Annotated in this window: 26 protein-coding genes, 1 tRNA gene and 3 pseudogenes; 18 read left to right on the top strand and 12 right to left on the bottom strand. The window is 54.1% G+C overall.

Annotated features, from left to right (window positions below; genetic code table 11):
* Positions 1-27: 27 nt before the first annotated feature.
* Together mltD and gloB are read right to left on the bottom strand one after the other, a co-directional pair.
* The gene (gene mltD, locus O3W44_RS09150) at positions 28-1,404 is read right to left on the bottom strand and encodes a murein transglycosylase D (protein WP_269292825.1); all 1,377 of its coding nucleotides are present in this window, start codon (positions 1,402-1,404) and stop codon (positions 28-30) included.
* 71 nt (positions 1,405-1,475) lie between these two features.
* On the bottom strand, positions 1,476-2,231 hold the full coding sequence (gloB, locus tag O3W44_RS09145; RefSeq protein ID WP_269292824.1) for a hydroxyacylglutathione hydrolase: 756 nt from the start codon (positions 2,229-2,231) through the stop codon (positions 1,476-1,478).
* A 42-nt stretch (positions 2,232-2,273) separates the two neighbouring features.
* On the opposite strand from gloB, the gene O3W44_RS09140 reads away from it, so the two are divergent.
* Entirely contained in the window at positions 2,274-3,008 is a 735-nt protein-coding gene (locus O3W44_RS09140; RefSeq protein ID WP_269292823.1) for a class I SAM-dependent methyltransferase, read from the top strand.
* On the opposite strand, the gene rnhA is transcribed toward O3W44_RS09140, so the two are convergent.
* Positions 2,993-3,460, bottom strand: a complete 468-nt coding sequence (rnhA, locus tag O3W44_RS09135) for a ribonuclease HI (RefSeq protein WP_269292822.1) — start codon at positions 3,458-3,460, stop codon at positions 2,993-2,995. The two genes, O3W44_RS09140 and rnhA, sit on opposite strands and share 16 nt — an antisense overlap.
* A gap of 53 nt (positions 3,461-3,513) precedes the next feature.
* Between rnhA and dnaQ the strand changes: the two genes are divergently transcribed.
* Both dnaQ and O3W44_RS09125 read left to right on the top strand, forming a co-directional pair.
* Positions 3,514-4,245, top strand: a complete 732-nt coding sequence (gene dnaQ, locus O3W44_RS09130; protein WP_269292821.1) for a DNA polymerase III subunit epsilon — start codon at positions 3,514-3,516, stop codon at positions 4,243-4,245.
* Between the two features lie 133 nt (positions 4,246-4,378).
* Positions 4,379-4,455 (top strand) — tRNA-Asp (locus tag O3W44_RS09125).
* 93 nt (positions 4,456-4,548) lie between these two features.
* On the opposite strand, the gene O3W44_RS09120 is transcribed toward O3W44_RS09125, so the two are convergent.
* On the bottom strand, positions 4,549-6,045 hold the full coding sequence (locus O3W44_RS09120) for an NCS1 family nucleobase:cation symporter-1 (protein ID WP_269292820.1): 1,497 nt from the start codon (positions 6,043-6,045) through the stop codon (positions 4,549-4,551).
* Positions 6,046-6,191: 146 nt separating this feature from the next.
* On the opposite strand from O3W44_RS09120, the gene O3W44_RS09115 reads away from it, so the two are divergent.
* Genes O3W44_RS09115 through puuE form a run of 3 tightly spaced genes read left to right on the top strand, consistent with a single transcriptional unit; the run spans position 6,192 to position 8,633 of the window.
* Positions 6,192-6,914 (top strand): GntR family transcriptional regulator, encoded by a 723-nt coding sequence (locus O3W44_RS09115; protein WP_269292819.1) that lies wholly within the window; start codon positions 6,192-6,194, stop codon positions 6,912-6,914.
* Positions 6,911-7,645: an allantoin racemase gene (gene hpxA / locus O3W44_RS09110; RefSeq protein WP_269292818.1), complete on the top strand. Its 735-nt coding sequence runs from the start codon at positions 6,911-6,913 to the stop codon at positions 7,643-7,645. The genes O3W44_RS09115 and hpxA overlap by 4 nt, the downstream gene beginning before the upstream one ends.
* Positions 7,646-7,673: 28 nt before the next feature.
* The gene (gene puuE / locus O3W44_RS09105; RefSeq protein WP_269292817.1) at positions 7,674-8,633 is read left to right on the top strand and encodes an allantoinase PuuE; all 960 of its coding nucleotides are present in this window, start codon (positions 7,674-7,676) and stop codon (positions 8,631-8,633) included.
* 602 nt (positions 8,634-9,235) lie between these two features.
* On the opposite strand, the gene O3W44_RS09100 is transcribed toward puuE, so the two are convergent.
* The 5 genes and pseudogenes from O3W44_RS09100 to O3W44_RS09080 form a co-directional block, all read right to left on the bottom strand.
* On the bottom strand, positions 9,236-9,535 hold the full coding sequence (locus tag O3W44_RS09100) for a hypothetical protein (protein WP_269292815.1): 300 nt from the start codon (positions 9,533-9,535) through the stop codon (positions 9,236-9,238).
* A gap of 448 nt (positions 9,536-9,983) precedes the next feature.
* Positions 9,984-10,367: an oxalurate catabolism protein HpxZ gene (gene hpxZ / locus O3W44_RS09095; protein ID WP_269292814.1), complete on the bottom strand. Its 384-nt coding sequence runs from the start codon at positions 10,365-10,367 to the stop codon at positions 9,984-9,986.
* Positions 10,364-11,763 (bottom strand): annotated as a pseudogene (locus tag O3W44_RS09090) (AtzE family amidohydrolase). Before O3W44_RS09090 ends, hpxZ begins: the two are co-directional and overlap by 4 nt.
* Positions 11,760-11,945, bottom strand: a complete 186-nt coding sequence (hpxX, locus tag O3W44_RS09085) for an oxalurate catabolism protein HpxX (protein WP_269292813.1) — start codon at positions 11,943-11,945, stop codon at positions 11,760-11,762. Before hpxX ends, O3W44_RS09090 begins: the two are co-directional and overlap by 4 nt.
* Before the next feature lie 12 nt (positions 11,946-11,957).
* Entirely contained in the window at positions 11,958-13,544 is a 1,587-nt protein-coding gene (locus O3W44_RS09080; protein ID WP_269292812.1) for a gamma-glutamyltransferase family protein, read from the bottom strand.
* A gap of 139 nt (positions 13,545-13,683) precedes the next feature.
* Here O3W44_RS09080 and hpxU point away from each other — a divergent pair, with 139 nt between their 5' ends.
* From hpxU to uraH, 9 genes and pseudogenes are all read left to right on the top strand, one after another.
* Positions 13,684-14,523, top strand: a complete 840-nt coding sequence (hpxU, locus tag O3W44_RS09075) for a MurR/RpiR family transcriptional regulator HpxU (RefSeq protein WP_269292811.1) — start codon at positions 13,684-13,686, stop codon at positions 14,521-14,523.
* Positions 14,524-14,714: 191 nt separating this feature from the next.
* On the top strand, positions 14,715-15,500 hold the full coding sequence (locus O3W44_RS09070; protein WP_269292810.1) for a transporter substrate-binding domain-containing protein: 786 nt from the start codon (positions 14,715-14,717) through the stop codon (positions 15,498-15,500).
* 10 nt (positions 15,501-15,510) lie between these two features.
* Positions 15,511-16,172: pseudogene (locus O3W44_RS09065) on the top strand (amino acid ABC transporter permease).
* Entirely contained in the window at positions 16,172-16,828 is a 657-nt protein-coding gene (locus O3W44_RS09060) for an amino acid ABC transporter permease (RefSeq protein WP_269294405.1), read from the top strand. Before O3W44_RS09065 ends, O3W44_RS09060 begins: the two are co-directional and overlap by 1 nt.
* Positions 16,809-17,540, top strand: a complete 732-nt coding sequence (locus O3W44_RS09055) for an amino acid ABC transporter ATP-binding protein (RefSeq protein ID WP_269292809.1) — start codon at positions 16,809-16,811, stop codon at positions 17,538-17,540. The genes O3W44_RS09060 and O3W44_RS09055 overlap by 20 nt, the downstream gene beginning before the upstream one ends.
* A gap of 21 nt (positions 17,541-17,561) precedes the next feature.
* Positions 17,562-18,797 (top strand): pyridoxal-phosphate-dependent aminotransferase family protein, encoded by a 1,236-nt coding sequence (locus tag O3W44_RS09050; protein ID WP_269292808.1) that lies wholly within the window; start codon positions 17,562-17,564, stop codon positions 18,795-18,797.
* Complete coding sequence (hpxK, locus tag O3W44_RS09045) at positions 18,794-20,047, top strand: allantoate amidohydrolase (protein ID WP_269292807.1); 1,254 nt, start codon at positions 18,794-18,796, stop codon at positions 20,045-20,047. The genes O3W44_RS09050 and hpxK overlap by 4 nt, the downstream gene beginning before the upstream one ends.
* A 2-nt stretch (positions 20,048-20,049) precedes the next feature.
* Entirely contained in the window at positions 20,050-20,544 is a 495-nt protein-coding gene (uraD, locus tag O3W44_RS09040) for a 2-oxo-4-hydroxy-4-carboxy-5-ureidoimidazoline decarboxylase (RefSeq protein WP_269292806.1), read from the top strand.
* Positions 20,541-20,876, top strand: coding sequence for a hydroxyisourate hydrolase (uraH, locus tag O3W44_RS09035; RefSeq protein ID WP_269292805.1), 336 nt, complete (start codon positions 20,541-20,543; stop codon positions 20,874-20,876). Before uraD ends, uraH begins: the two co-directional genes overlap by 4 nt.
* Positions 20,877-20,921: 45 nt before the next feature.
* Here uraH and O3W44_RS09030 read toward each other — a convergent pair whose 3' ends face one another.
* Both O3W44_RS09030 and O3W44_RS09025 read right to left on the bottom strand, forming a co-directional pair.
* A complete protein-coding gene (locus O3W44_RS09030) occupies positions 20,922-21,689 on the bottom strand; it encodes an amidohydrolase (protein ID WP_269292804.1) in 768 nt (255 codons plus the stop codon).
* Positions 21,677-22,770, bottom strand: a pseudogene (locus tag O3W44_RS09025) (pyridoxal phosphate-dependent aminotransferase). The gene O3W44_RS09030 and the pseudogene O3W44_RS09025 overlap by 13 nt, the downstream one beginning before the upstream one ends.
* Before the next feature lie 224 nt (positions 22,771-22,994).
* Between O3W44_RS09025 and O3W44_RS09020 the strand changes: the two are divergent.
* From O3W44_RS09020 to O3W44_RS09010, 3 genes are read left to right on the top strand one after another with little or no spacing between them, the layout of a single operon-like run.
* Complete coding sequence (locus tag O3W44_RS09020; protein ID WP_269292803.1) at positions 22,995-23,609, top strand: methylthioribulose 1-phosphate dehydratase; 615 nt, start codon at positions 22,995-22,997, stop codon at positions 23,607-23,609.
* Positions 23,606-24,289, top strand: coding sequence for an acireductone synthase (gene mtnC, locus O3W44_RS09015; protein ID WP_269292802.1), 684 nt, complete (start codon positions 23,606-23,608; stop codon positions 24,287-24,289). Before O3W44_RS09020 ends, mtnC begins: the two co-directional genes overlap by 4 nt.
* A gap of 1 nt (position 24,290) precedes the next feature.
* Entirely contained in the window at positions 24,291-24,833 is a 543-nt protein-coding gene (locus tag O3W44_RS09010) for a 1,2-dihydroxy-3-keto-5-methylthiopentene dioxygenase (RefSeq protein WP_269292801.1), read from the top strand.
* Between the two features lie 49 nt (positions 24,834-24,882).
* On the opposite strand, the gene mtnA is transcribed toward O3W44_RS09010, so the two are convergent.
* On the bottom strand, positions 24,883-25,905 hold the full coding sequence (gene mtnA / locus O3W44_RS09005) for an S-methyl-5-thioribose-1-phosphate isomerase (protein ID WP_269292800.1): 1,023 nt from the start codon (positions 25,903-25,905) through the stop codon (positions 24,883-24,885).
* Positions 25,906-25,918 lie beyond the last annotated feature (13 nt).

Below are 25,918 nucleotides of genomic sequence, written 5' to 3'. Positions count from 1 at the left end.
CTGATAATTATCAGCCTTTTTGACGTATCAGGTATCAGGTGTTGCGCTATTATTAACAAACAACGTTAATTTATCGCCGGGCTGAATATCTTTTGCGTTATCCAGCACACTGTTCCAGCGCATCACGTCATGAATATTCACGCCGTGACGCCGTGCAATACTGGCAAGAGAATCACCCTTACGAACACGATAGGTGATGCTGTTGCCGTTATCAGCCAGCTTGGTGCCGCCGGTACTGACACTCAAGGTCTGGCCCGGACGAATAGCTGCACTTCGCAGGTTGTTTTGCTGCTTCAGTGTGGCCACGCTAATGCCTAATTTACTGGCAATACCCGAAAGCGTGTCACCCGATCGTACTTTGTAACCGCCAGACGCACTGGCTTTTGCAAGCTGTGTCGGCTGTACTGCTGCAATATCACCGGAAGCCAGTGAGTTGCGTAGTTTTGCGACGTTCGACTTTGGCACCATAATATAGTGCGGTCCGTTTGGTGCTGTCGCACCGCCTTTGTAACCGGTATTGAAGCTCTTCAGTTTGCTGAGCGACATACCAGCCATTTCAGCGGCCTGTGTTAATTGCATCTGCTGACCGACTTCAACACGTGCCAGGGCACGGCTTTCATTCGGTGTCGGCAGTTTAATACCGTAACGTTTGTTGTTTTTAAGCAGTTCGCTCAAAGCCAACATTTTAGGCACGTAAACGGTGGTTTCACGTGGAAGCGACAGATGCCAGAAGTCGGTAGGCTTACCGCGCGCCTTGTTCTGTTTAATCGCCTTCAATACACGGCCTTCACCACTGTTGTAAGCCGCGACGGTTAATAACCAGTCACCGTCAAACATCTTGTTAAGGCGTTGCATCATATCCAGTGCAACCCTGGTTGACGCGACAACATCGCGACGACCATCGTAATATTGGTTCTGTTTCAAACCATAGTTTCGCCCGGTGGACGCAACGATCTGCCAAATGCCAGCTGCATTAGCGGATGATGTTGCCCGAGGGTCAAAAGCGCTCTCCACTATGGGTAGCAGTACTAGTTCCATCGGCATTTTACGTTTCTGTATCTGCTCGACTATCCAGTACATGTACGGCTCTGCCCGTAATGTTACATCGTGGAGATAGCTCTTATTTCTTAAAAACTTTGTTTTTTGTTCGCGGATCCGGCTGTTTTCCGGAATCCCCATCTTCAACTCGTCACTAATGAAACTCCAGAGATCCGTGTCTTCTGCGAGGCCAGTTCCATCTTCCTGCCATCGCGGCGACAACAACTCGTCTCCGTATTTTCCATTTTCACCTTGACCAGCTGAAGACAAACTCTGGGCATGCTGTTCGGGGATATTGGCGTCATTCCTTGATGCCTGACATCCAACCAGCAAGACCGAGGCGAGTAATATCGCTTTAGCCTTCATGTGTGTGTCAATAGTTCGCTTAAAAGACGAGCAACTATACGTGACGACTTTTCACAACACAACCCGAAATATCAAAAATGGTCTTTCTTCTCGCGTAGAACAGCAAATGTCTCCCATTCTGGTTTTCCGATAGGATCAAAGCATAAAGCGCGTTGTAAATCAGGATCTTGCGTACGCAAAAATAAATTTATTGACCGTTCGTGCGCCAGTTTTGTTGGCAAACTAATGCCATTTTCAGCGCGTAAGTCCTTAATTTTCTGGAATTCGCTCATAATCTGAGGGTCATGAGGCAGAATAGCCGCAGCAAAGGTTAAATTGGATAATGTATATTCATGCGCGCAACAAACTAAAGTGTCATCGGGAAGGGTGTTAAGTTTTTGAAATGATTGATACATTTGCTCTGCGCTTCCTTCAAAAAGTCTGCCGCAGCCGCCTGAAAACATTGTATCTCCACAGAAAAGGTAAGGCGAGCTAAAATATGAGATATGTCCTAAAGTGTGACCCGGTGTCGCGATGACGTTGAACGTCATCCCTAAAACATTCACCTGATCCCCTTCGCTCACCAGAGTCTTTGCCCCTTTGTTTGCAGTTTCCTGTGGCCCGAAAATCTCCACATCAGGAAAATGCTCCGTCAAGGTTTTCACCCCGCCAACGTGATCGTTATGATGATGCGTCAGTAAAATAGCGACGGGCTGCCACCCATTCGCTTTTACTTTTTCCAGTACGGGTTGAGCTTCGCCAGGATCAACAATTAAACATTTGCCTTCATCATCTGTCAGGGTCCAGATGTAGTTATCCTGCAATGCAGGAATACTGGTAAGATTCATAATCACCTCTCGCAGGCCGTAGGAAAAGGAAGATGGTAAAGCATGAAGCCCGCTAAAACACGCCAAATTCTGACCGCGCCACTCTCCTGGCATGATATGCCCTGGGGAGAATATTTCCGTGACGCGTTAACGCAACAGCTGCAGCCTTACCTTGGAAAGCTTTATGGCTTTCATATGCTTAAGCTTGGCAACCTCAGTGCAGAAATCAATACCGAAAACTGCGCTATCTCACATCAGGTGAATGTGGGCAGCGAAGGCGACCTGTTACAGGTGCTGGCAAACCCGTCGCAATTGCCGTTTGAATCAAAGTCAATTGATGCCTGCTTGCTGGCGCATACGCTGGCATGGAGTCAGGATCCACATCGCGTCTTGCGTGAAGTTGATCGCGTATTAATAGACGATGGCTGGATGATTATCAGCGGTTTTAATCCGTTCAGTTTACTGGGCATGAGTAAACTTGTGCCGGGCATACAGCGCAAAGCGCCGTGGAGCGGAAGAATGTTCAGCCAGATGCGTTTACTCGACTGGCTGGGGTTACTCAATTATGAAGTAGTTTTCCGGACGCGTTTTCAGGTGCTTCCCTGGCATCAGCAGGGGGGTAAGATGATCAGCGCCCATCTACCGGCGCTGGGGTGCCTGAATATTGTGGTGGCACGTAAGCGAACTTTCCCGCTTACGCCAACCAAAGCAAAAAGGAGCCTGAGCAAAACGCAGGTACGCCAGACGGTTAATGCGACACGTCAGTTTCGTCAGGCCAAAGATCAGGATTCAGTCTGATAGCCGATATCATCAAAAGCGGGATTGCCTGCTGCGCTGCGTGCTAACTCATCACAGCGTTCATTTTCAGGATGTCCGGCATGACCTTTAACCCATTCCCACGCGATTTTATGATGGCTGAGCGCCGTATCGAGGCGCTTCCAGAGATCAACATTTTTCACAGGCTTTTTATCTGCGGTCTTCCAGCCACGCTTTTTCCAGTTGTGGATCCAGCTGGTAATGCCCTGACGTACATACTGGCTATCGGTACTCAGGACCACATCACAGGGCTGCGTAAGGGCTTCCAGCGAAACGATCGCGGCCATTAATTCCATACGATTATTTGTGGTCAGGTGAAACCCGGCGCTGAATGTTTTCTCATGTGGACCATAACGTAAAATCGCGCCGTAGCCGCCCGGGCCAGGATTGCCGAGGCAAGATCCATCGGTGAATATTTCTACCTGTTTGCGCATCTCTGGTAGACTTCCTTCTGACAAAACGCCAAGTCTGACATAAAACGGGTCCTATGAGCACTGCAAATAACCGCCAGATCGTTCTCGATACAGAAACCACCGGCATGAACATGATCGGGGTGCATTATGAAGGTCATCGCATCATTGAAATCGGTGCGGTAGAGGTGATCAACCGTCGCCTGACCGGCAACAATTTTCATATGTATTTGAAACCCGATCGGCTGGTGGATCCAGAAGCCTTTGGCGTTCACGGTATTGCGGATGAGTTTCTGGCTGATAAACCCACCTTCAGCGACATTGCAGACGAGTTTCTTGATTACATTCGCGGCGCAGAATTAGTGATTCATAATGCTTCGTTTGATATTGGCTTTATGGATTATGAGTTCGGCAAGCTGCAGCGTGATATTGGTAAAACAGAAACTTTCTGCCAGATCACAGACAGCCTGGCGATGGCGCGTAAAATGTTTCCTGGCAAGCGTAATAGCCTGGATGCGCTCTGTTCTCGTTACGAAATTGACAACAGCAAACGTACGCTACACGGTGCGTTGCTCGATGCCGAAATTCTGGCTGAAGTTTTCCTGACCATGACCGGTGGTCAGACATCCCTGGCATTTTCGACGGATGCAGAAAGTGCTCAGCAGGCATCAGGCGAAAGCATTCAGCGCATTGTGCGTCCGGCATCTGCGCTGCGTGTTGTGTCTGCCAGTGACGATGAGATTGCCGCGCATGAATTACGCCTGGATCTGGTGATGAAAAAGGGCGGAAGTTGTTTGTGGCGAGCCTGAAAGCAAGGGGTTGCAGATTAAATCAGCGTTGAGATGAAAAAATCAGCAAACGATTTCCTGCGACAGAAAAAGCGTTGACGACCGATCGTCATGCCATTAATATTCGCCTCGTTCCCGACGGGGAACACAGCGCGGTGCGGTAGTTCAGTCGGTTAGAATACCGGCCTGTCACGCCGGGGGTCGCGGGTTCGAGTCCCGTCCGCACCGCCAACTATTCAGAAAAGCCGATTCAGAAATGAATCGGCTTTTTGCTTTCTGTTGCTCTCACACGGAGAGCAACAGCGCGCCGCCTGACCAAACATCTTACTCTTTTTGCACCGCAACGCTGCCACGATAATCCGCAACGGTGTCAGCTTCCTCACGCTCGTGACGTGCGAGATAGCGATAGCAGCCGGCACCCAACGCTGCGCCAATAAACCAGCTAAAGTTCGCAATGTCATGCAGGGAAGGGATAAAACTGATGACTAAGCCAATACCTACCGACGGCAGCAAAGCCGCAATCGCTTTTGGATTGAAGCCGCCACGATACCAGTAACGGCCTTTTGAGGTGTCATCAAACAGATCATCAACGTAAACGCGGCTGCGTTTAATCAAATAGAAATCTGCCAGCAAAATACCGAACAAAGGTCCAATAAACGAACCCAGCACATCCAGCGTGTAGTGGATTAACTCAGGTGACTGGAACAGATTCCACGGCGTCAGCAAAACTGATCCAACCGCTGCGATCATCCCGCCAGTGCGGAAACTGATTTTTTGCGGTGAGCAGTTAGAGAAATCAAACGCGGGTGACACGAAGTTAGCGACAATATTGATACCAATCGTGGCGGTGATCATGGTCAGCAAGCCAATCGCCACAGCCAAATCGTTACCCACCATACTGACTGTTTCAATAGGATCGGTAATCATTCTGCCAAACAGTGATTGCGTACCCGACACAATCACCACCGTTACGACAGAGAACAGCAGAAAGTTGAACGGCAAGCCCCAGCGGTTGCCGCGCCGGATTTCTGCCATATTTTTGCCATAGCGCGAGAAGTCACCGAAATTAAGCAGCGGGCCGGAAAAATAAGAAACCACCAGGGCAGTCGCGGTAATCATTTGCCATGTCTGTTCTCCCACTGAAAGCTGTTTGCTGGCAAGCGTAAAGGAGATACCGTCGAAACCGGTTTTGTATACAATCCAGCCTGCCAGAGCCACCATGACGACGTAAACGGCGGGGCCAGCCACATCGATAAAGCGTTTAATTGCACTCATGCCGTGCCAGAACACCATCGCCTGTAATAACCACATTACGCCGAAGCAACACCAGCCGAGCTGTGACAGGCCAAGCCAGCCAGCCTGGGTCATCGGGGTCAATGCCGGAAAGAATTTCAACAAGACCAGCATCAGCGCGTTAGCGGCCAGATAAGTCTGGATACCATACCAGGCAAAAGCGATTAAGCCACGAATGACTGCCGGAATGTTGGCTCCGAAAACACCGAACGCCTGACGGCAGATCACTGCATAGGGTACACCCGCCATTTGGCTGGGCTTAGCCACTAAATTTGCACAGATTTGTACGATGCAGATGCCGACCAGCAGGCAAAGCAGCACCTGCCAGCTGGCTAATCCCAAAGTAAAGAAACTGGCGGCAACAACATAGCCGCCCATGCTGTGCACATCCGACATCCAGAACGAGAAAATGTTGTACCACGACCAGTTTTGATCGCGCGTCGGAGCCAGATCCTCATTACAGAGCCGGGGACTGTAATGTGCATTGGCTTCAGAGGCCTTGCTGGCCGCTGTTGAATGATTTGGCATGAAACCTGCTCCTCTGTTAATACGATGAGAATGAATTACAGCGTGAAACGGTATTGCAGGATCCAGGCCACATTTGATTTCTTGTATACAAAAATTGTTATTCACGTATACGATAAACTGCGCACAGACACTTACCGGAGCAGGTAATGAAAAGTGAAACAGGCCAGAGAACGGCTGCCGATCTGCATGATAAAGACGAAGTTATTTTTCAGGCGTTAATGAACGCTATTGTTGAACATCAGTTGCCACCGGGCAGTAAATTGCCGGAAGAGGCCCTTTCGGACGTTTTTGGCGTCAGCCGCACCGGCATTCGTAAAGTGCTACAGCGCCTCGCTGCGGTGCAAATGATCACCCTGACGCCCAAACGCGGTGCACATGTCGCCACGCCAGGCGTAGATGAAGCGCGCGATATCTTTCGCACTCGCAGCTTGATGGAGTGCGCCAATCTTCCTGCCGTGTTAGCGCATTTGCAGTCGCCACATCTGGTGGCGCTGGAAAAATTAATCGGGCAGGAAAAACAGGCTCACGACGATCATGACGGCCCGGCCGCCATCCGCGTTTCGGCTGCGTTTCATATTCAGCTACAGGCGATTTCAGGAAATCAGGTTTTAACCGAGATGATCACACGCCTGACGCAGCGATCGTCGCTGGTGATTGCTGCTTATGGCGCGCCGTGGCAACGCGGATGCCGCTGTGACGATCACGATCGTCTGGTGCAGTTGCTGCGTCAGAGAGAATTACAGCCGCTGAGCGCGGCGTTGCAACATCACTTCGACCATATCGTTTCCAGTCTGCATTTCGAACGCAGTGGCGAAACCCTGCCCGACTTTTCACGTTTATTTTCCGGTCATAAAGGAGCGGCATCATGAGCCTGATCCAGGTTATCAATCCCAACACCAGTCTGGCGATGACGGAAACGATCGGGCAGGCCGCGCGTGCCGTAGCAGCACCGGGCACGGATATTTGGGCGGTATCGCCCGCCCAGGGGGTGCCCTCAATTGAAGGACACTTTGATGAAGCGATTGCCGCTATGGGTGTTTTAGAGCAGGTCAAAATTGGCAAAGCACAGGGCGTCAGCGGTCATGTTATCGCCTGCTTTGGCGATCCCGGCTTGCTGGCGGCGCGTGAACTGGCCAGCGGTCCGGTGATTGGGATTGCCGAGGCTGCAATGCATACCGCCACGCTGGTGGCGACACGATTCTCGGTTGTGACAACACTGCCGCGCACGCTGGTTATCGCACGTCATCTGTTGCGACAGTATGGTTTTACGCATCACTGCGCTGCGTTACACGCTATCGATCTGCCGGTACTGGCGTTAGAAGATAGCAGCGGACTGGCGCAGGAAAAAGTACGCGAGCGTTGTATTCAGGCGAAGCGTGAAGATGGCTGCGGCGCGATAGTTCTGGGGTGTGGTGGCATGGCAACGCTGGCAGCGTCATTAACGCAGGAGTTAGGGCTGCCGGTGATCGACGGTGTGAGTGCTGCGGTCAAAATGGTGGAGTCGCTGGTGGCGCTGGGCTTTGGGACTAGCAAACATGGCGATTTAGCTTATCCTTTGCAGAAGCCGCTCTCAGGTGCTTTTCAGCACCTCAACGATTGACGTTGCAGTTCACAACAGGAAGCAAGCGATGAGTGATGGTGTAGAGAAGAAAGAGTACAGCTTTAACAAAAACTACCCGCGAGACATGGTAGGTTACGGAGCGAATCCGCCTCATGCCGCCTGGCCTAAAGGAGCGCGCGTCGCGGTACAGTTTGTGCTGAATTATGAAGAGGGTGCAGAGAGCAATATTTTGCACGGCGACGCTGGCTCAGAGCAGTTTCTCTCTGACATTATTGGCGCCGCCAGCTATCCCGATCGTCATATGTCGATGGATTCGCTGTATGAATATGGCTCGCGTGCCGGGTTCTGGCGCATTCACAATGAGTTTCAGAAGCGCGGCTTACCGCTGACGGTATTTGGCGTGGCAATGGCGCTGGCGCGTCATCCTGAGATTGTCGAGGCGATCAAGCAGGCGGATTACGATGTTGTCAGCCACGGCTGGCGCTGGATCCACTATCAAGGCATAGACGCAAAAACTGAGCGCCAGCATATGCAGCAGGCGATGGATGTGTTAACCGATCTGTTTGGCAAAACGCCAACCGGATGGTACACCGGTCGTGACAGTCCAAATACCCGCCGTCTGGTAGTGGAGCAGGGGGGATTAACGTACGACAGTGACTATTATGGCGACGATTTGCCGTTCTGGACGCAGGTGACCTGTCAGGATGGCACAGTGAAACCGCACCTGATTATTCCTTATACGCTGGAGTGCAATGACATGCGCTTTGCATCGCCACAAGGGTTTAATACGGCGGAACAGTTTTACACCTATTTGCGCGATACGTTTGACGTGTTGTATGAAGAAGGTGAAACCGCACCGAAGATGATGTCAGTGGGTATGCATTGCCGTCTGCTGGGCCGCCCCGGTAAATTCCGTGCGCTGCAAAACTTCCTTGATCATATCCAGCAGCATGAAAAGGTGTGGATCTGTACCCGACAACAAATTGCCGATCACTGGATGAAGAAGCATCCCGCGCCGGATGTCTGATGGCGCTGACGGGCCGTCAGGAGCGTTGTCTTGCAGACGGCTAAGGCCTGCGGCCTGCTAAGGTCAAGGTCAAAGGCGTTTCGTTCGGCCTGAAGTCCGACCGGGCAGGGCCGGCAGTCGCCCCGGCTCTGCACCCGGGCTATTCGGCAGCGTATTTGCCCGCTTCGCGGGTTCCCTCGTCAAGCCTCCCTTTCTGACGGACCGGACAGATTCGCCATCCCCTGGCTCATCCTGTCCTTTCGCCGCCGTTCTGGCGGCAAATCCTGGAAGCAAGTCTTTCCTCAGCAAATGCAATGCCTCTCCAACACCCCGCTGTGAAACCGCGCTTAAAATTAAAAAATCTATCGCGATTAGATTGTTTAAATCACAACCCTGATATTTTTAATTGCCCATTACAAATAACCCACCACAAGAATAATCTCTCCGGGACAGAGGTTTTGCAGCGGAAGGGCGTCGCCAGAGCCACACGCCTGCCACTGATACATTTAATAACCCACCACAAAAAAGTAATGCCCGTAGAGTTTTTAATAACCCACCACAAAAAAGTAATACCTGTAGAGTTTTTAATAACCCATCATAAAAAAGTAAAACCTGTAGACTTTTTAAGAACCCGCCACAAAAAAACAATCTTCCCAGGGCAGAGGTTTTGCAGCGGAAGGGCGTCGCCAGAGCCACACGCCTGCCACTGATACATTTAATAACCCACCACAAAAAAGTAATACCTGTAGAGTTTTTAATAACCCATCATAAAAAAGTAATACCCGTAGAGTTTTTAATAACCCATCATAAAAAAGTAATGTCTGTAGACTTTTTAAGAACCCGCCACAAAAAACAATCTCTCCAGGGCAGAGGTTTTGCAGCGGAAGGGCGTCGCCAGAGCCACACGCCTGCCACTGATACATTTAATAACCCACCACAAAAAAGTAATACCTGTAGACTTTTTAAGAACCCGCCACAAAAAAACAATCTTCCCAGGGCAGAGGTTTTGCAGCGGGAGGGCGTCGTCAGAATTGCCGAACGAAGGGCGCATTCCAGGACGAGACGACAGGAAGTCGTCGAGAGTGCGGGATGAGCCAGGGATGGCGAATCCGCGCGGTCCGTGGGAAGGCAACTGGCGAGAGGGGACCGCGTAGCGGCAATGATGCCGACAGAGCGGGGGTTCCCAGGGAGGGGCGACTGTCTCCCCTGGGGCGGTCGGCCTTCAGGCCGAACGAAACGCCCTTGACCTAAGCCGTCCGCAGGACAGCCCTGACCTAAGCCGTCCGCAGGACAGCCCTTGACCTAAGCCGTCCGCAGGACAGCCCCTGACCTAAGCCGTCCGCAGGACAACGCCGTCTGCAAGACACTCCATCAAACCATCAGACTCACCTGCGCTGCCACGATGCGCCATCCGCCCGGCATCTTCACCCATGTTTGCTGCTGGCGCCCAATTTTCTCGCTGCCTTCGCGCGTAAATTCAGTGCTGCACACGGCGTAATCCTCACCAAAGGTGGTGATCACCGTATGACGCAGCGTACGGTTCAGACCTGCGGAAGGACGTGCGGCACGGAAGGCGCGAATCTCATCAATACCATATAAGTTCTCACCCGCGCCGAGGCGCACGGTACGCGCGTCGTGCCAAAAGAGTTCATCCAGCACCGCAATATCGTTGCTGATAAGCGCCTGTTCATAGCGATAAAAAGCATCGGTCACTTCAGCGACAATCACTGGACGGTTAATATCTTCAGCTTTCATAAGTTCCCTGTCATGCTCATTTGCGGCATCGTTAAGCCTTGTTGCTCCAGTGCATAAGCAGCACGCAGTGCCGCTTCCCTCTTTAAACGGCGCGGCAATTAGTTGCAGGCCGATGGGTAATCCACGTTTGGTTGCCAGCGGGACAGTACACACCGGTAAGCCGAGGAAAGAGATCGGTTGCGTTAACATGCCCATGCTGGCTTTAGCGGGCAAATCCTGCCCGTTAATATGAATACTCTCCTGACCAATAGTGATAGCGCAACACGGTGTAGCAGGTGCGATGAGGACGTCGAAACGATCAAATAGCGGTAAGACCTGCTGCTGAAAGTGGCGGCGGAAACGTTGCGCCTGTACATACCAGGCACCAGGCATCATTGCGCCAGCCAGCAAGCGTTCACGTGAGTGAGGCTCAAACTGTTCTGGCATTTGACGCAGTGCAGGAAGATAGTGATTACCGCCTTCTGCCGCCGTCATAATAAACGCAGCCGAACGTGCCAGCTCAGCTTCTGGCAACAACACCTCATCATCAGCCTGTAAGGCATGGCTTGCAACTGCCAGCGCCGCGCGAGCATCTTCATCACACCAGGTTGAAAAAAATCCGCCTAACGTGCCACAGCGTAAGCCCTCAACGCCGAGCGTCAGTGTCGGAAACGTTGGTGCAACCGGACGCTCAGCCTGAAAAGCATCTGTGTCGTCGCAGCCTTGCAGCTGGTCATAGACGAAGGCTAAATCGTCTGCCCGGCGGGCAAACGGGCCAATGTGATCGAGACTGGCGACAAAGGATGACTGCCGCTGCGCGACAGCCGACCAAACGTCGGTTTTAAGCCAAAAATACCGCACAGCGACGCGGGAACACGAATGGAGCCGTTAGTATCGGTACCCAGCGAGAAATGCACCAGGCCCGCTGCCACGGCTGCCGCAGAGCCGCCCGAAGAGCCGCCCGCCACGCGGTTGAGATCGCGCGGATTATGAGTGGCGCCGTAGTGGCTATTTTCAGTGGTAAAACCGTAAGCGTAGGCATCCATATTCAGCATGCCGGAGAGCAACGCGCCCGACTGACGCAGCTTCTCAACGGCCCAGGCATCCTGCTGTGCCGCTGGGCGATCGCTGAACAGACGGGCACCGGCTAAAGTGCTGTAACCCGTCACATCGAATAAATTTTTAACCGCATAGGGAATGCCCGCCAGCGGCGCTAACGTCTCCCCACGTTGACGTTGCGTATCAATCTGTTCCGCTTCCGTTAACATGCGTTGCGCAGTGACTTCAGTCCAGGCGTTAAGAGCAGGGTTATGCTGCCTAATCGCCTGAAGCGTGTGGCTGGCGACGTCACGCGCACTCAGTTCGCCTTTTGAATCGCTTGTTGCAGCGCCTGAATCGACATATCACTCAGTTTCATGCCTGATAAACTCCCGCGATTTCCAGTCGATCATCAAGCGGGAACGCCATGAGCGGGGCCGCCATGCTGGCGATACGCGTCATTTGCGTGAGTAATTCAGCGCGGCGCGCATCATCCAGTTCCACACGCAGTAGCTGTTCCATTTGCGCGACATAGATCGCCCAGTCAATGTTCTGATTCATCTGTTACTCCCGTTAAAAGCCGGCGGCGCTGCCGTTGCTGCGTGGATCGCTTGCGCCTTCGAGCATGCCGTTGTTATGTCGCACAATGGCACCGGCGTGACCCACGGCTTCGCTGAAATCAGGCAGCAGTTCTACCTCATGCCCAAGCTGTCGCAATTGCGCAACGGTCTCTGTTGAGAAGCGGCCTTCCAGCTTGAGTGAATCGGAGGACTGGCCCCAGGTGCGACCTAACAGCCAGCGCGGTGCACTCACTGCCTGCTGCAGGGGCAAACCCTGAATAACGTGACGGGTGAAAATCGCTGCCTGGGTCTGTGGCTGCCCGTCGCCGCCCATTGAGCCATACACCATGGTGCGTCCATCTTTGAGGCGTGCGGCGGCGGGGTTGAGCGTGTGGAAAGGCTGTTTACCTGGCGCTAACGCCAGCAGATGTTGGGGATCGAGGCTAAAAGCGGCTCCCCGGTTTTGCCAGGTAATGCCGGTGCCGGGCAGTACCACACCGCTGCCAAACTCATGATAAATGCTTTGAATAAAGGAAACCGCAAGGCCACTGCTGTCCATTACCCCCATCCACACCGTGTCGCCGGGACCGCGCCCGGTTCCCCACGGCGCAGCCCGGTTATCATCAATCTGGCTGGCGAGCGTAGTGAGATGATCGCTGTAAAGCAGGGCCTGGAGATCCTCAGTAATGTGGCGTGGATCGGTAATATGCTTGTCACGCAGCGCAAAGGCTTTTTTGGTCGCTTCCACAACGCGGTGTACGGTTTGCGCATCGTTGGCACTGGCCATATCCAGATGATCGGTAATGCCAAGAATGGCTAGCGACACCATGCCCTGCGTCGGTGGCGTCATATTCCAGATGTCGCCTTCGCTGTGGGCAATGTGCAGCGGCGTGCAGCGTCGGGCGCGATGCCGCTGCAAATCTTCAAGCGTAACCGGCATGCCGAGTGCCGCCATTTCACGCGCCAGATGGTGGGCCAGATTGCCACGATAAAAGCTCTCCAGCCCCTCTTCAGTAAGCTGGCTAAGCGTGTTGGCCAGTGCCGGTTGCGTAAAGCGACTGCCTGGCTGCGGTACTTCACCGTCCGGTAAAAATGTGTCAGCAAAGCCAGGCTGATGCTGTAATTCTGCACGTTTGGATTGGGTCGCTGCCGACTGCGATGCGGTCACTGGAATGCCGTCGGCGGCGTAGCGAATAGCATCGCGCAGCAGGCGGGTCAGCGACAGCGGTGTGCCGCCCAATCCGGCGGACAGCGTTAATGCTTCCTGCCAGCCACTGACAGTGCCTGCTACCGTCAACGCCGATTTAGGGCCACGATGGGGAATATGCGGTTCATTGTGGTAAAAATCAAAATGGGCTAATGAACCCGCCGCGCCGCTGGCATCAATCGCAACCGGCTCGCCTGATGGTGGCAGCACCAACCAAAAACCGTCGCCGCCCAGGCCATTCATATGGGGATAAACCACCGCGATAGTAGCCGCCGCCGCGACCATTGCCTCGATGGCGTTGCCACCTTCACGTAATACCGCCAGTGCGCTTTCGCTTGCCAGGTGATGAGGCGTCACCGCCATGCCGAGCGGTGCCATATTGCTCTGAATCATCTCTTTCTCGTTTTGCTATCGGCTAACAGTACGAAAAATAAAGCAAGAGCTGTTCCAGTTTTCATCGTGAAGGCATAAAGCCATAAACCTGGCGCAAATTATGCTAGCTTGAGCTGAAACGAAAGTTACAGGATGCCCGATGAAACAGCTTGATGAACGGCTCAGAAGCCACTACTCCCAGCTCTCGCCGCAAGAGCAGCGCATTGCTGATTTTGCCTTTGACCATTTTGACGATCTGATCAGCTACAACAGCGCCGAACTGGCGCGTCTTAGCGGCGTATCCAAGGCCACGGTCAGCCGCCTGTTCAAGCGCCTGGGGTATGAAAAGTACAAAGACATGCGTGACGAATTACGCACCCTGCGCCAGAGCGGCATGCCGTTAACCGACAATCGCGATGCGGTGCAGGGCAACACGCTGTTGTCGCGTCATTACAAGCAGGAAATGGCCAATCTGACGCAGTGGGTAAACAGTATTGATGCCCAGCAGTTTGGCGAAGTTATCCAGCAGCTGGCTCAGGCAAAGCGTATATTTATCATCGGGATGCGTAATGCTTATCCGGTGGCGTTGCACCTGCGCCAGCAGCTTATGCAGGCCCGCCCGCAGGTACATATTCTGCCGCAGCCGGGTCAAACACTGGCTGAAGAGCTGGTAGAGATTACACCTGACGATATGGTGGTCGTCATGGCTTTTCGCCGCCGTACACGCATTATTCGTCCCGTCATGCAGCAGCTACAAAACGCGGGCATCCCACTATTGGCGCTGTGTGAGCCGCAGGCACAAACGGTTATTTCGCTGGCGCGCTGGCAGCTCTGCGCCCCGCTCGATAGCGTGTCAGCTTTCGACAGTTATGCGTCGGCCATGAGCCTGATTAACCTGATCGCCAATGCCTTACTGCATGAAACGTTGTCACATGGTCGTCAGCGTATTCATCAAATCGCCGATCTTTATCAACAGTTTGATGAGCTGGAGCACCGTTAACAGGCACTGTTTTGGTGCTTCGCCCTGTTTTGGATCATCTTCTTCTGACGGCTAATCGCACCCGCTATGCGGTCATAGCTTAAAAAATAACGCTTTTACCGTAATTTATTCTTCCCCGGCTGGTTGGCACATTAGTTGCAGAATGCCTGTCAAAGAATCTTTTGTTTCACGTAAACTCACCGGGGTGCATAATGAAAAAAGTGTTGATAGCGGTTGCAACAGCAGCGTTACTGATGGCTCAGGCGGGAAGTGCGCTGGCCGATCAACTGCAAGATATTCAAAAACGTGGGGTGATCCGCGTTGCTGTGCCGCAGGATTTTCCTCCGTTTGGCTCGGTAGGCACCGATCTGCAACCGCAAGGTTATGACATTGACATGGCGAAATACCTCGCCAGAGAGATGAAACTTAAGTTGCAACTGGTGCCAGTCAGCAGTGCCAACCGCGTACCTTATTTGCAAACCGATAAAGTCGATCTGGTGATTTCCAGCATGGGCAAAAACGCTGAGCGTGAAAAAGTCATCGATTTTACCCATGCGTATGCGCCGTTCTTCCTGGGCGTCTTTGGGCCAAAAGGCGAAGAAATTAAAGATGCGGCGGCACTGAGTGGGAAATCAATTGGCGTGACGCGCGGCGCGGTAGAAGACATGGTCCTGAGCGAGGTGGCACCGAAAGAGGCGCAGGTAAAACGTTATGAAGATAATAACACCACGCTGTCAGCCTACCTGTCAGGCCAGGTGGAATATGTCGCTACCGGTAATCTGGTGGTTGCGGCTATCGCCCGTCAGAATCCCGCCAAAGCACCGGTTGCCCAGTTCATGCTGAAAGATTCGCCGTGCTTTATCGGCCTGAAAAAAGAGGAACCGGCGTTAAAAGAGAAAGTGAACGCGCTGATCGAACAGGGCATCAAAGACGGCACGCTGAACAAAATGTCGGAAGAGTGGTTAAAAGCACCGCTGCCTGCCAACCTCGGCGCATAAGGGCGAAACCGTGGGGCAGCTTAATTTTCCTGCATTATGGCCATACTGGCCGGAATTACTTTCCGGCTTATGGATCACCATTCAGTTAACGGTACTTGCCACCATTGGCGGTGTCAGCCTCGGCATTTTTGGCGCGGCGTTACGCAGCGGCAAACCCGGCGGGTTGAGTCGTGCCTGGGGCGTCTACGTCGAACTGATCCGCAATACGCCGTTTGTGGTGCAACTCTTCTTTATCGTGTTCGGCTTACCCAATCTGGGCCTGAAGCTGACGGCGGGGAGGCGGCGCTGCTGGCGATGTTAATTAACCTCGGTGCCTACAGCACTGAAATTATTCGCGCCGGGATTCAGGTCACGCCAAAGGGACAATGGGAAGCGGGACGGGTACTGGGTTTAACGCGCAGTCAGACTTTTTTACGCGTTGTGCTGCCTCCGTCGCTGCAACGCATTTATCCGGCGCTGGTCAGCCAGTGCATTATCGTGATGCTCGGCTCATCGGTGGTTTCTCAGGTTTCTTATGAGGAGCTCACCTTCGCCGCCAACCTGATTCAGTCACGCACCTTTTTAAGTTTTGAGGTCTATCTGGTGACCACGCTGATTTACCTGGGGCTGTCGATTGTTATGCGTCAGTTGCTACTGGCTATCGGCCGCAAATGGTTTGGAGTACAGGCATGATGACGAGCTTTACCGACTGGGACATCGTGCGCAACCTGCTGCTGGCGGCACGCTGGACAATTTTACTGTCGCTGGTGGCCTTTTTTGGCGGCACCCTGGTGACATTACCGCTGCTGTTTATGCGCCTGCTGAAACGTCAATGGCTGACCCGCATCATCCGCGGTTACACCGAGCTGTTTCAGGGCACGCCGCTGCTGATGCAGCTGTTTCTGGCGTTTTTTGGTGTCGGCCTGTTTGGCATTGACGTGGCGCCCTGGACCGCCGCGTCGCTGGCTCTCACGCTCTATACCAGCGCCTTTTTGCTGGATATCTGGCACGGCAGCATTCTCGCCCTGCCAAAAGGACAATGGGAAGCGTCGCGCTGCCTGGGGCTGAACTTTGGTCAGACGCTAACGCGCGTCATTGCGCCGCAGGCGATCCGTATTGGTCTGGCCCCTACGGTGGGGTTTGCCGTACAGGTGATTAAAGGCACTGCCCTGGCCTCTATTATCGGCTTCATTGAGCTGACCAAAGCTGGCACCATCCTGAATAACGTAACTTATCAGCCATTTAAAGTGTTTGGCCTGGTCGCACTTGGTTACTTCCTGATGTGTTATCCGCTGTCTCGCTACAGCCAGTATCTGGAGAAAAAATTCAATGCCGCTCATCACCATTAATCAGGTGCAAAAGTATTACGGCGACAACCATGTGTTGAAAGGCGTCGATCTGGATATTGAAATGGGTGAAGTCATTTCAATTATTGGCCGCAGCGGATCGGGCAAAAGTACGCTGCTGCGCTGCATGAACGGGCTGGAAGGCTATCAGGAAGGCAGCATTAAACTCGGCGGCATGACCATCACCGATCGTGAATCACAGGCGCGGGATATCAGTCGCTCCGTTGGCATGGTGTTCCAGAGCTTCAACCTGTTCCCGCATATGACGGCGCTGGAAAACGTGATGCTGGCACCGCGCCGCGTTTTAAAGAAAAGCGAAGCAGAATGCCGCGCTCTGGCGGCGCAGATGCTGGAGAAAGTCGGTCTCGGTGAACGTCTCGATTACTATCCGGCTAATCTCTCCGGCGGGCAGCAGCAGCGCGTGGCCATTGCCCGGGCGCTGGCGATGACGCCAAAGGTATTACTGTGTGACGAGATCACCTCGGCGCTTGATCCTGAACTGGTGGGCGAAGTACTGAAAGTGCTGGAGCAACTGGCAGCAGAAGGCATGACGCTGATCCTCGTCACCCATGAAATGAACTTCGCCCGTGACGTGGGCGATCGTGTGGTCTTTATGCATCAGGGGCGCGTCTGGGAGCAGGGCAACAGCAAGACGCTGTTTGCCAACCCGCAAACGCCGGAACTGAAACAGTTTATCTCTTCCGTGCGCCTCTAAGTGTTTAACAAGGAATTCACCATGGATATCACCCAATTCTCACAACTTAATCCACCACAACGCCTGCTGATGGGACCCGGCCCAATCAACGCCGATCCGCGCGTGCTACGCGCCATGTCGAGCCAGTTGCTCGGGCAGTACGATCCCGCCATGACGCATTATATGAACGAAGTGATGGCACTCTATCGCGGCGTATTCCGCACGGAAAACCGTTGGACAATGCTGATCGATGGCACGTCGCGCGCGGGCATCGAAGCGATACTGCTGTCGGCGATCCGTCCGGGCGACAAAGTGCTGGTGCCGGTATTTGGGCGATTTGGTCATCTGCTGTGTGAAATTGCGCGCCGCTGTCGTGCTGAAGTCCACACTATTGAGGTGCCGTGGGGAGAGGTTTTCACACCGGATCAGGTTGAAGATGCGATCAAACGGGTGAAGCCACGCCTGCTGTTAACCGTGCAGGGCGACACCTCCACCACCATGCTGCAACCGCTGGCGGAGCTGGGGGAGATCTGCAAAAAATATGGCGTGCTGTTCTACACCGACGCCACCGCGTCGCTGGGCGGCAACGCGCTGGAGACCGATGCCTGGGGACTCGATGCGGTATCAGCCGGCATGCAAAAATGCCTCGGTGGGCCGTCAGGCACATCACCTGTTACCCTGAGTCCGCAGATGGAAGCGGTGATACGCAAGCGTAAATGTGTAGAAGAGGGGATCCGTACGGAAGCGCATCAGGATGGTGAACAGGAGATGATCTACTCCAACTATTTCGATCTCGGCATGATCATGGATTACTGGGGGCCTGAACGATTAAATCACCATACCGAAGCCACCACGGCGCTGTTTGGCGCACGTGAATGCGCGCGATTGATCCTGCAGGAAGGACTGGATAACGGCATTGCCCGCCACAAACTGCACGGGGAAGCGTTGCTGAAAGGGATTCAGGGCATGGGACTGGAAACGTTTGGCGATCTGAAACACAAAATGAATAACGTGCTGGGTGTCGTGATCCCGCAGGGTATCAATGGCGATCGGGTACGCAAGCTGATGCTGGACGATTTCGCGATTGAAATCGGCACCTCGTTTGGTCCTCTGCACGGCAAAGTGTGGCGTATCGGTACGATGGGGTACAACGCACGTAAAGATTGTGTGATGCAAACGCTGGCTGCGCTGGAAATGGTGCTGACGCATCTGGGTTACCGTACACCGCAGGGCGCTGCCTCGCAGGCTGCGTGGGATCATTACGGGAGCCACGCATGAAAATGAACGCCAGCGAAGCGCAGACGGCTGCGGCGCGCGTCATGGCGCGCTGTGACGCGCTGGCAGAGATCAGCGAGTCGTCCGAGGGATTAACCCGCGTTTATCTTTCCCCGGAGCATTTGCGTGCAAATGCTCGCGTAGGAGAGTGGATGAAAGCTGCCGGTATGCAGGTCTGGCAGGATGCCGTAGGCAATATTTGTGGGCGCTATGAAGCCGCGGAAAGCGGCGCACCCGCGCTGTTGCTCGGCTCGCATCTTGATACGGTGCGTAATGCGGGGCGCTATGACGGCATGCTCGGCGTATTGACCGCGATCGAAACCGTACAGTGGCTGCACGATCGGCAGCAACGCCTGCCGCTGGCGATTGAAATTATTGGCTTTGGCGATGAAGAAGGCACACGTTTTGGCATCACGCTGCTCGGCAGTCGCGGTATTACCGGAACCTGGCCAGAAAGCTGGGTGACGCATCCCGACGGAAACGGCATTACCGTGGCGCAGGCAATGCGTGATGTCGGACTGGACAGCGCGCAGATTGCCAGCGCCGCACGTGACGTAACGGATATTGTTGCCTATCTTGAATTGCATATCGAGCAAGGGCCGTGCCTGGAGCAGGAGAATCTGGCGTTAGGGGTGGTGACGGCCATCAACGGCGCGCGCCGCCTGAACTGTCGCTTCGTGGGTGAAGCGGGGCATGCGGGCACAGTCCCAATGACGCACCGCAAAGATGCGCTGGCTGCCGCAGCGGAATGGATGGTGTTTATCGAACACGCCACGCGGGAACAGGATCCGCAGCTGGTGGCGACGGTTGGCACGTTAAGCTGCGCGCCGGGTGCCGTTAATGTGATCCCCGGTGAGGTGAACCTGTCGCTTGATGTCCGTGGGCCACAGGACAATCCGCTGGAATCACTGCTTTCTACATTGTTGACCCAGGCTGAAGCGATCGCGCTGCGCCGTGGTTTAACCTTCGAATCAAATGAGTATTACCGCATTGCGGCAACCGCCTGCGATGCGCAGTTACAGCAGGCGTTGAGCCATGCGGTTGAAACGGTTCAGGGGCGCAGCGTATCCCTGCCGAGCGGGGCGGGACACGATGCGATTGCCATCGCTGAACGCTGGCCGGTTGGCATGCTGTTTGTGCGTAATGAACGTGGCATCAGCCATCATCCGGCAGAAGCGGTGAAAACCGACGATATTGCGCCTGCGGTGCAGGTTTTTTTAGCGGCGATTTGTCAGATTGCTGAACGGAGATAAGCATGGAATTAGCGACGTTTAATCAGCTTTCAGCAGATGATGCTCACGCCGCTCTCGCCCATTGTGTGGCGATCCCTGCCTGGCAGCAGGCAATGGTGGCAGCGCGCCCTTATGCGTCACTCGATGCGCTGGTTGCAGAAGGCGATCGGCTGGCGCGTCAGTGGCAACGCGAGGATTTACGTCTGGCGTTATCGGCGCATCCGCGCATTGGTGAGCGCGTCAGCGGCGCGGGTAAAGAAGCCTCACTGTCGCGTAACGAGCAGTCTGCCATGCAGCAGGCCGATGAAGCGTTACAGCAGGCCATGTTGCAGGGCAACCGGGATTATGAAGCGCGTTTTGGTCGGGTATTTTTGATTCGAGCCAAAGGGCGCAGCGGCAAAGAAATGTTGGCGGAATTAGAGCGCCGTCTCGGCAATGATGATCAGACAGAGCAACAGGAAACGCTGGATCAACTGCGCGAAATTACCCTGTTGCGTCTAAAGGAGAGCTTTTCATGAGCACCATTACCACGCATATCCTCGATACTGCACTGGGTAAACCTGCCAGCGGTGTGGCGATCTCTCTGGAGCAAAACAGCCCGGAAGGATGGTTACCGGTTGCTGAAGGCGTCACCGACACCGATGGACGCCTGAAAGAGTTGACGCCAGAACCGTTAGCGCCGGGCCACTATCGCCTGACGGCTGAAATTGGTGACTACTTTGCCGTGGCGGGACGTGATGCGCTCTATGTCAGCGCGCAGATCGATTTTGTTATTGCTGAAGCGGGCAGTCATTTCCACCTGCCATTTCTGATCTCTCCGTGGTCGTGGTCGACCTATCGCGGTAGCTAACGCACTTTTCCGCGACCTGAGATATCAGGCCGCAGAAGATCATCCTTATAGCGAGAACGCATCCGCATCACGCCACGCCGGGAAACGCTCACGGTAAGCCTTTAATTCATCCAGCGACAGCGTGGCATCCAGACGCGCCGGCTTGAACGGTTCGGCAGCACTGAGAATTTCACCCTGTGGCGAAATAATCTGGCTGTCACCGCTGTATTGATGCTGATTACCGTCGCTGCCGATGCGGTTGCAGCCCGCCACGTAAGCCTGGTTCTCTATTGCGCGTGCGAGTAACAATGCCTGCCAGTGCCGCGCACGCGGTGCAGGCCAGTTAGCCACATACAATGCCAGATCGTAGTCATTGCGATTGCGGGCAAACACAGGAAAGCGCAGGTCGTAACAGATTTGCGGCAAAATACGCCAGCCGCGCCAGGTGAAGATTTCACGCTTCTCGCCTGGCAGATAGTGATGGTGTTCATCTGCCATGCGAAACAGATGGCGTTTATCATACTGATGCAGCGTGCCATCCGGTTCGACCAGTAAAAAGCGATTCACCGCGCCGCTGTCGGTCTGAATGGCCGCACTGCCACCCACCAGGGCATCGCTGGCGCGGGCATGTTTATGGAGCCACTCAACCACCTGGGGTTGTGGCAGCGAACTTTTTGCGGCTTCCATCGCAAAACCCGTGGTAAACATCTCCGGCAGCAGGATCAGATCGCGTCCTTTGATGTCGCTAATGATCCGATCGAAATGGCGCAGGTTCGCTTCGCCATCCATCCAGCTCAGCGTTTCTTGCAGTACAGTAATGTTTAAAGCTGACATAAACGCTCCGCAGCGGCATCCAGGGTCGCTTCCTGTTTAGCAAAGCACAGGCGAATAAGCTTGTGCGGGAATGGATCGGCGCAGAATACCGACAGCGGAATCGCCGCCACGCCAACCTCTTTGGTCAGCCACTGGCAAAAACTGACGTCATCCAAACCGGAGATGGCGCTGTAATCGACCAGCAAAAAGTAGGTGCCTTCACCCGGCAGCACCTTAAAGCGGCTGTTGCTCAACCCCTGAATCAAACGATCGCGCCGCGCCTGGTAAAATGCCGGCAGCTCACGATAATGTTCAGGCTCCTGGCGCAGCATATCGGCAATCGCCAGCTGCGCAGGCGTATTAACTGAAAAGGTCAGATACTGATGAACTTTGCGAATCTCAGCACTAATGGCAGCGGGCGCAATGCAGTAACCGACTTTCCAGCCGGTCATGTGGAAGGTTTTACCAAATGACGACACGGCAATGGCGCGTTGGCGTAATTCGCTGTGCGCCAGCACGCTGGCATGACCCTCTTTTGCGAAGCAGATGTGCTCATACACCTCATCGCTTATGACATAAATTTCTCGTTCGGCAATTGCCTGCCACAGCGCGGCATAATCACTTTCTCGCCAGACGGTAGCAGAAGGATTATGCGGTGTATTGAGGATCACTAAACGTGTTTTATCACTGAGCAAGCCGTTAAATTGGTCCCAGTCAACGCGAAAGCCGGGGGCTGCAAAGCGATGCGTTTCAGTACACCGCCCGCCAGCTGCACGGCGGGCGCATAGCTGTCGTAGCTGGGATCGAAGCAGATGACCTCATCTCCGGCACGCACCAGCGCGGTGATAGCGGCATAAAGCGCCTCAGTGGCACCCGCTGTCACGGTAATATCGCTGTTCACATCGGGCTGGTAGCCGTAAAGCTCTGCGGTTTTAGCTGCGATGGCTTCACGCAGCGGCAGTGCGCCGCTCATCGCTGCATACTGGTTTGCGCCCTGGCTGACGTGATAAGCCAGCCGTTCCTGTAAGTAGCGCGGACCGTCGAAATCGGGAAAACCCTGAGAAAGGTTAATCGCATTGTGCTGCTGCGCCAGTGCGCTCATTTGGGTAAAAATGGTGGTGCCGAGTGCAGGTAATTTGCTCTCCGGAATCAGGTTGTGCTGCGTCATTGTTCTTTGGCCTTAAGCGCGAATGTCGTTGCGGAGTAACCCTGTGTTGCTGCCACTATAAACAGGATGCTAGTATTTGGCAATCGAGACGCTTAGATGGCTAAAACTCTTCCTGCAACGCGAACCACTCAGGGTTTATACCCAATGAAAGGAACTTTATGTCGGACACTCTCCCGTTAGATCAACTCGTTGCCGCGTGTCACTGGATTGGCGCCAAAGGTTGGGCCCCGGCTACCGGTGGCAATATGTCGGTTCGCCAGGATGAACATCTCTGTTTGTTGAGCGAGTCCGGCAAAGATAAAGGTAGCCTGACGCGGGATGATTTTATTCAGGTGGACATTGCTACCAGCCGTGCGCTATCGGGCCGAAAACCTTCTGCTGAGACCGGTTTGCACACTCTGATTTATCGTCTGTTCCCGGACGCTGGCGCGGTATTACATACGCACACCGTTAACTCCACCGTACTGTCGCGCGTGGAAGAAGGCGCGGCGCTGCTGCTCTATGGCTACGAAATGCAGAAATCGTTGACTGGCCAAAGCAGTCACGAAAATACCGTCGCCATTCCGGTTTTTGATAACAATCAGGATATCGCCGCGCTGGCGTCTGAAATTGAAGACTATGCCGGACGCTTTCCATTGCGTTATGGATTTCTGCTACGCGGTCACGGTCTGACCTGTTGGGGCAAAGATGTCAGCGAAGCCCGTCGTCACCTGGAAGGTCTGGAATTTTTATTTGAATGCGAACGCCAACGTCGCCTGCTGGAGAGCAAATGATCCGCGCCATCGTCACTGATATTGAAGGCACCACCAGCGATATTCGCTTCGTACACAATGTGCTGTTTCCTTATGCCCGCCAGCATCTGGCTGCTTTTATTCGCGACCGGCATAATCAGCCGGAGGTTGCCGCTGCGCTGGATGCCGTACGCGCCGAAGTCGATCAACCTGATGCCGATCTCGCTGCACTGACAGCGATCCTGTTCGATTTCATGGACAAAGATCGTAAGTCCACCGGGCTGAAAGCCCTTCAGGGCATGATCTGGCGTGACGGCTACGTAAACGGCAACTTTACCGGACATCTCTATCCTGACGTGCTGCCCGCCCTGACAGCCTGGCAGCAGCAGGGTATGAAGCTCTACGTTTATTCCTCCGGCTCAGTTGCCGCGCAGAAATTGTTATTTGGCTACAGCGATGAAGGTGATATTACTGGCGTGTTTAGCGGCTATTTTGATACCCACGTTGGCGCCAAACGCGAAGTAAATTCATATCGTAATATCGCTGAACAGACGGGCCTGCCCGCTGAGCAACTGCTGTTTCTTTCTGATATTCATCAGGAACTGGATGCAGCAGCAGAAGCGGGCTGGCACACCCTGCAGTTGATTCGTGACGACGTGGATAGCGAAAGCCGTCATCGTCAGGTGAATAATTTTTCCCAGATTAACCCGGAGTCGATTTGAGATGAGTGCACTGACGATTTTTACCGAGAGTGAAGCCAGCCAACCGGTGTGGCACAGCACCGACGCGGATGCCATTGGTGAACGTTTGCAGGCGAAAGGCGTGCGGTTTGAACGCTGGGAAGCGGATCGCGATCTGGGCGACAATCCGGACGCTGAAACGGTGATTAATGCCTATCAGCATGCGATTGATCGCCTGGTAGCGGAGAAGGGCTATCAGAGCTGGGACGTGATCAGCATGCGCGCCGATCACCCGCAAAAAGCGGTGCTGCGTGAAAAGTTTCTCTCTGAGCACACGCACGGCGAAGATGAAGTCCGTTTCTTTGTTGAAGGGGCAGGGTTGTTTTGTCTGCACCTGGACGGTGAGATCTTGCAGATCCTGTGCGAGAAAAACGATCTGATTTCCGTGCCAGCCGGTACGCCACACTGGTTTGATATGGGATCGGCACCGAATTTCACCGCCATCCGTATCTTTGATAATCAGGAAGGCTGGATCGCGAATTTTACTGGCGACAAGATTGCAGATGCGTATCCACGGTTAGATTAATTGTTTGCTGCACTTTGCGCGCTGCCCTAAAAGCAGCGCGCACTTACCCTTATGTCGGCTGGAAAATCCCGGCAGCCACTTCATCGGGCGTGACCACGCCGGTATCTAATACCCAACCGCTGATTAGGGCCGCAGGCGTCATGTCAAATGCCGGATTGGTCACCGCTGCATTTTCAGGGGCCCACTGCACGTGACCAAAACTGCCTGCCACACCTGCGACTTCGCTGGCGGCACGCTGCTCAATCGGAATCGCTGCGCCATCGGGGCACAGGCGATCCAGCGTGGTGTGCGGGGCAGCGACATAAAACGGAATGCCATGATAATGTGCCAGCACGGCCAGGCTGTAAGTACCAATCTTATTTGCCACATCACCGTTGGCCGCAATGCGATCGGCCCCAACCCAAATGGCATCAACCTGCTGGCGGGCCATCAGACTGGCCGCCATTGAATCGGTGATCAGTTGATAAGGAACCGATAACTCGCCTAATTCCCAGGCTGTTAAACGCCCGCCCTGTAACAAAGGACGTGTCTCACCGACCCAGACATTCACTACTTTGCCTTGCTGATGCGCGCGTGCAATAACGCCCAGTGCAGTGCCAACGCCAGCGGTAGCCAGCCCGCCGGTGTTGCAGTGCGTCAATAACTGGCTGCCGGGCTTCACCAGCGCACTGCCCGCCTTCGCGATGCTGTCACACAGCTGTTTATCTTCTTCTACCAGACGCAACGCTTCCTGGCTGAGCGCCGCAACATATGATCCCTGCGCCAGCGCCAGTTTCATCCGATCCAGATTGTTCATCAAATTCACCGCCGTTGGCCGGGCAGCGCGCAGCACGTCAAGCGCCTGAGCCAGTTGGTCGCGCGTTTGCCCCTGTTCTGCCAGCAACGCCAGTAGCAGCGAGGCTGACAGGCCAATCAGCGGCGCACCACGCACGCGCAGTGCATGAATATGATCCACTAACTGCGCCACGCTGTGGGCGGGAAGCCAGTTTTTTTGCTGCGGTAACGCCTGCTGATCGAGGATCCAGAGCTGATTGTCACGAACCTGTAAGCTGGTGGTTTGAAGTGTCTGCATTGTCTGTGAAATC

The organism is Pantoea sp. LMR881 (assembly GCF_027157825.1).
Taxonomy (GTDB): Bacteria; Pseudomonadota; Gammaproteobacteria; order Enterobacterales; family Enterobacteriaceae; genus Pantoea; species Pantoea haifensis.
The sequence above is the reverse complement of the archived record's forward strand: the minus strand, read 5'-3'. Positions and strand labels throughout refer to the sequence as shown.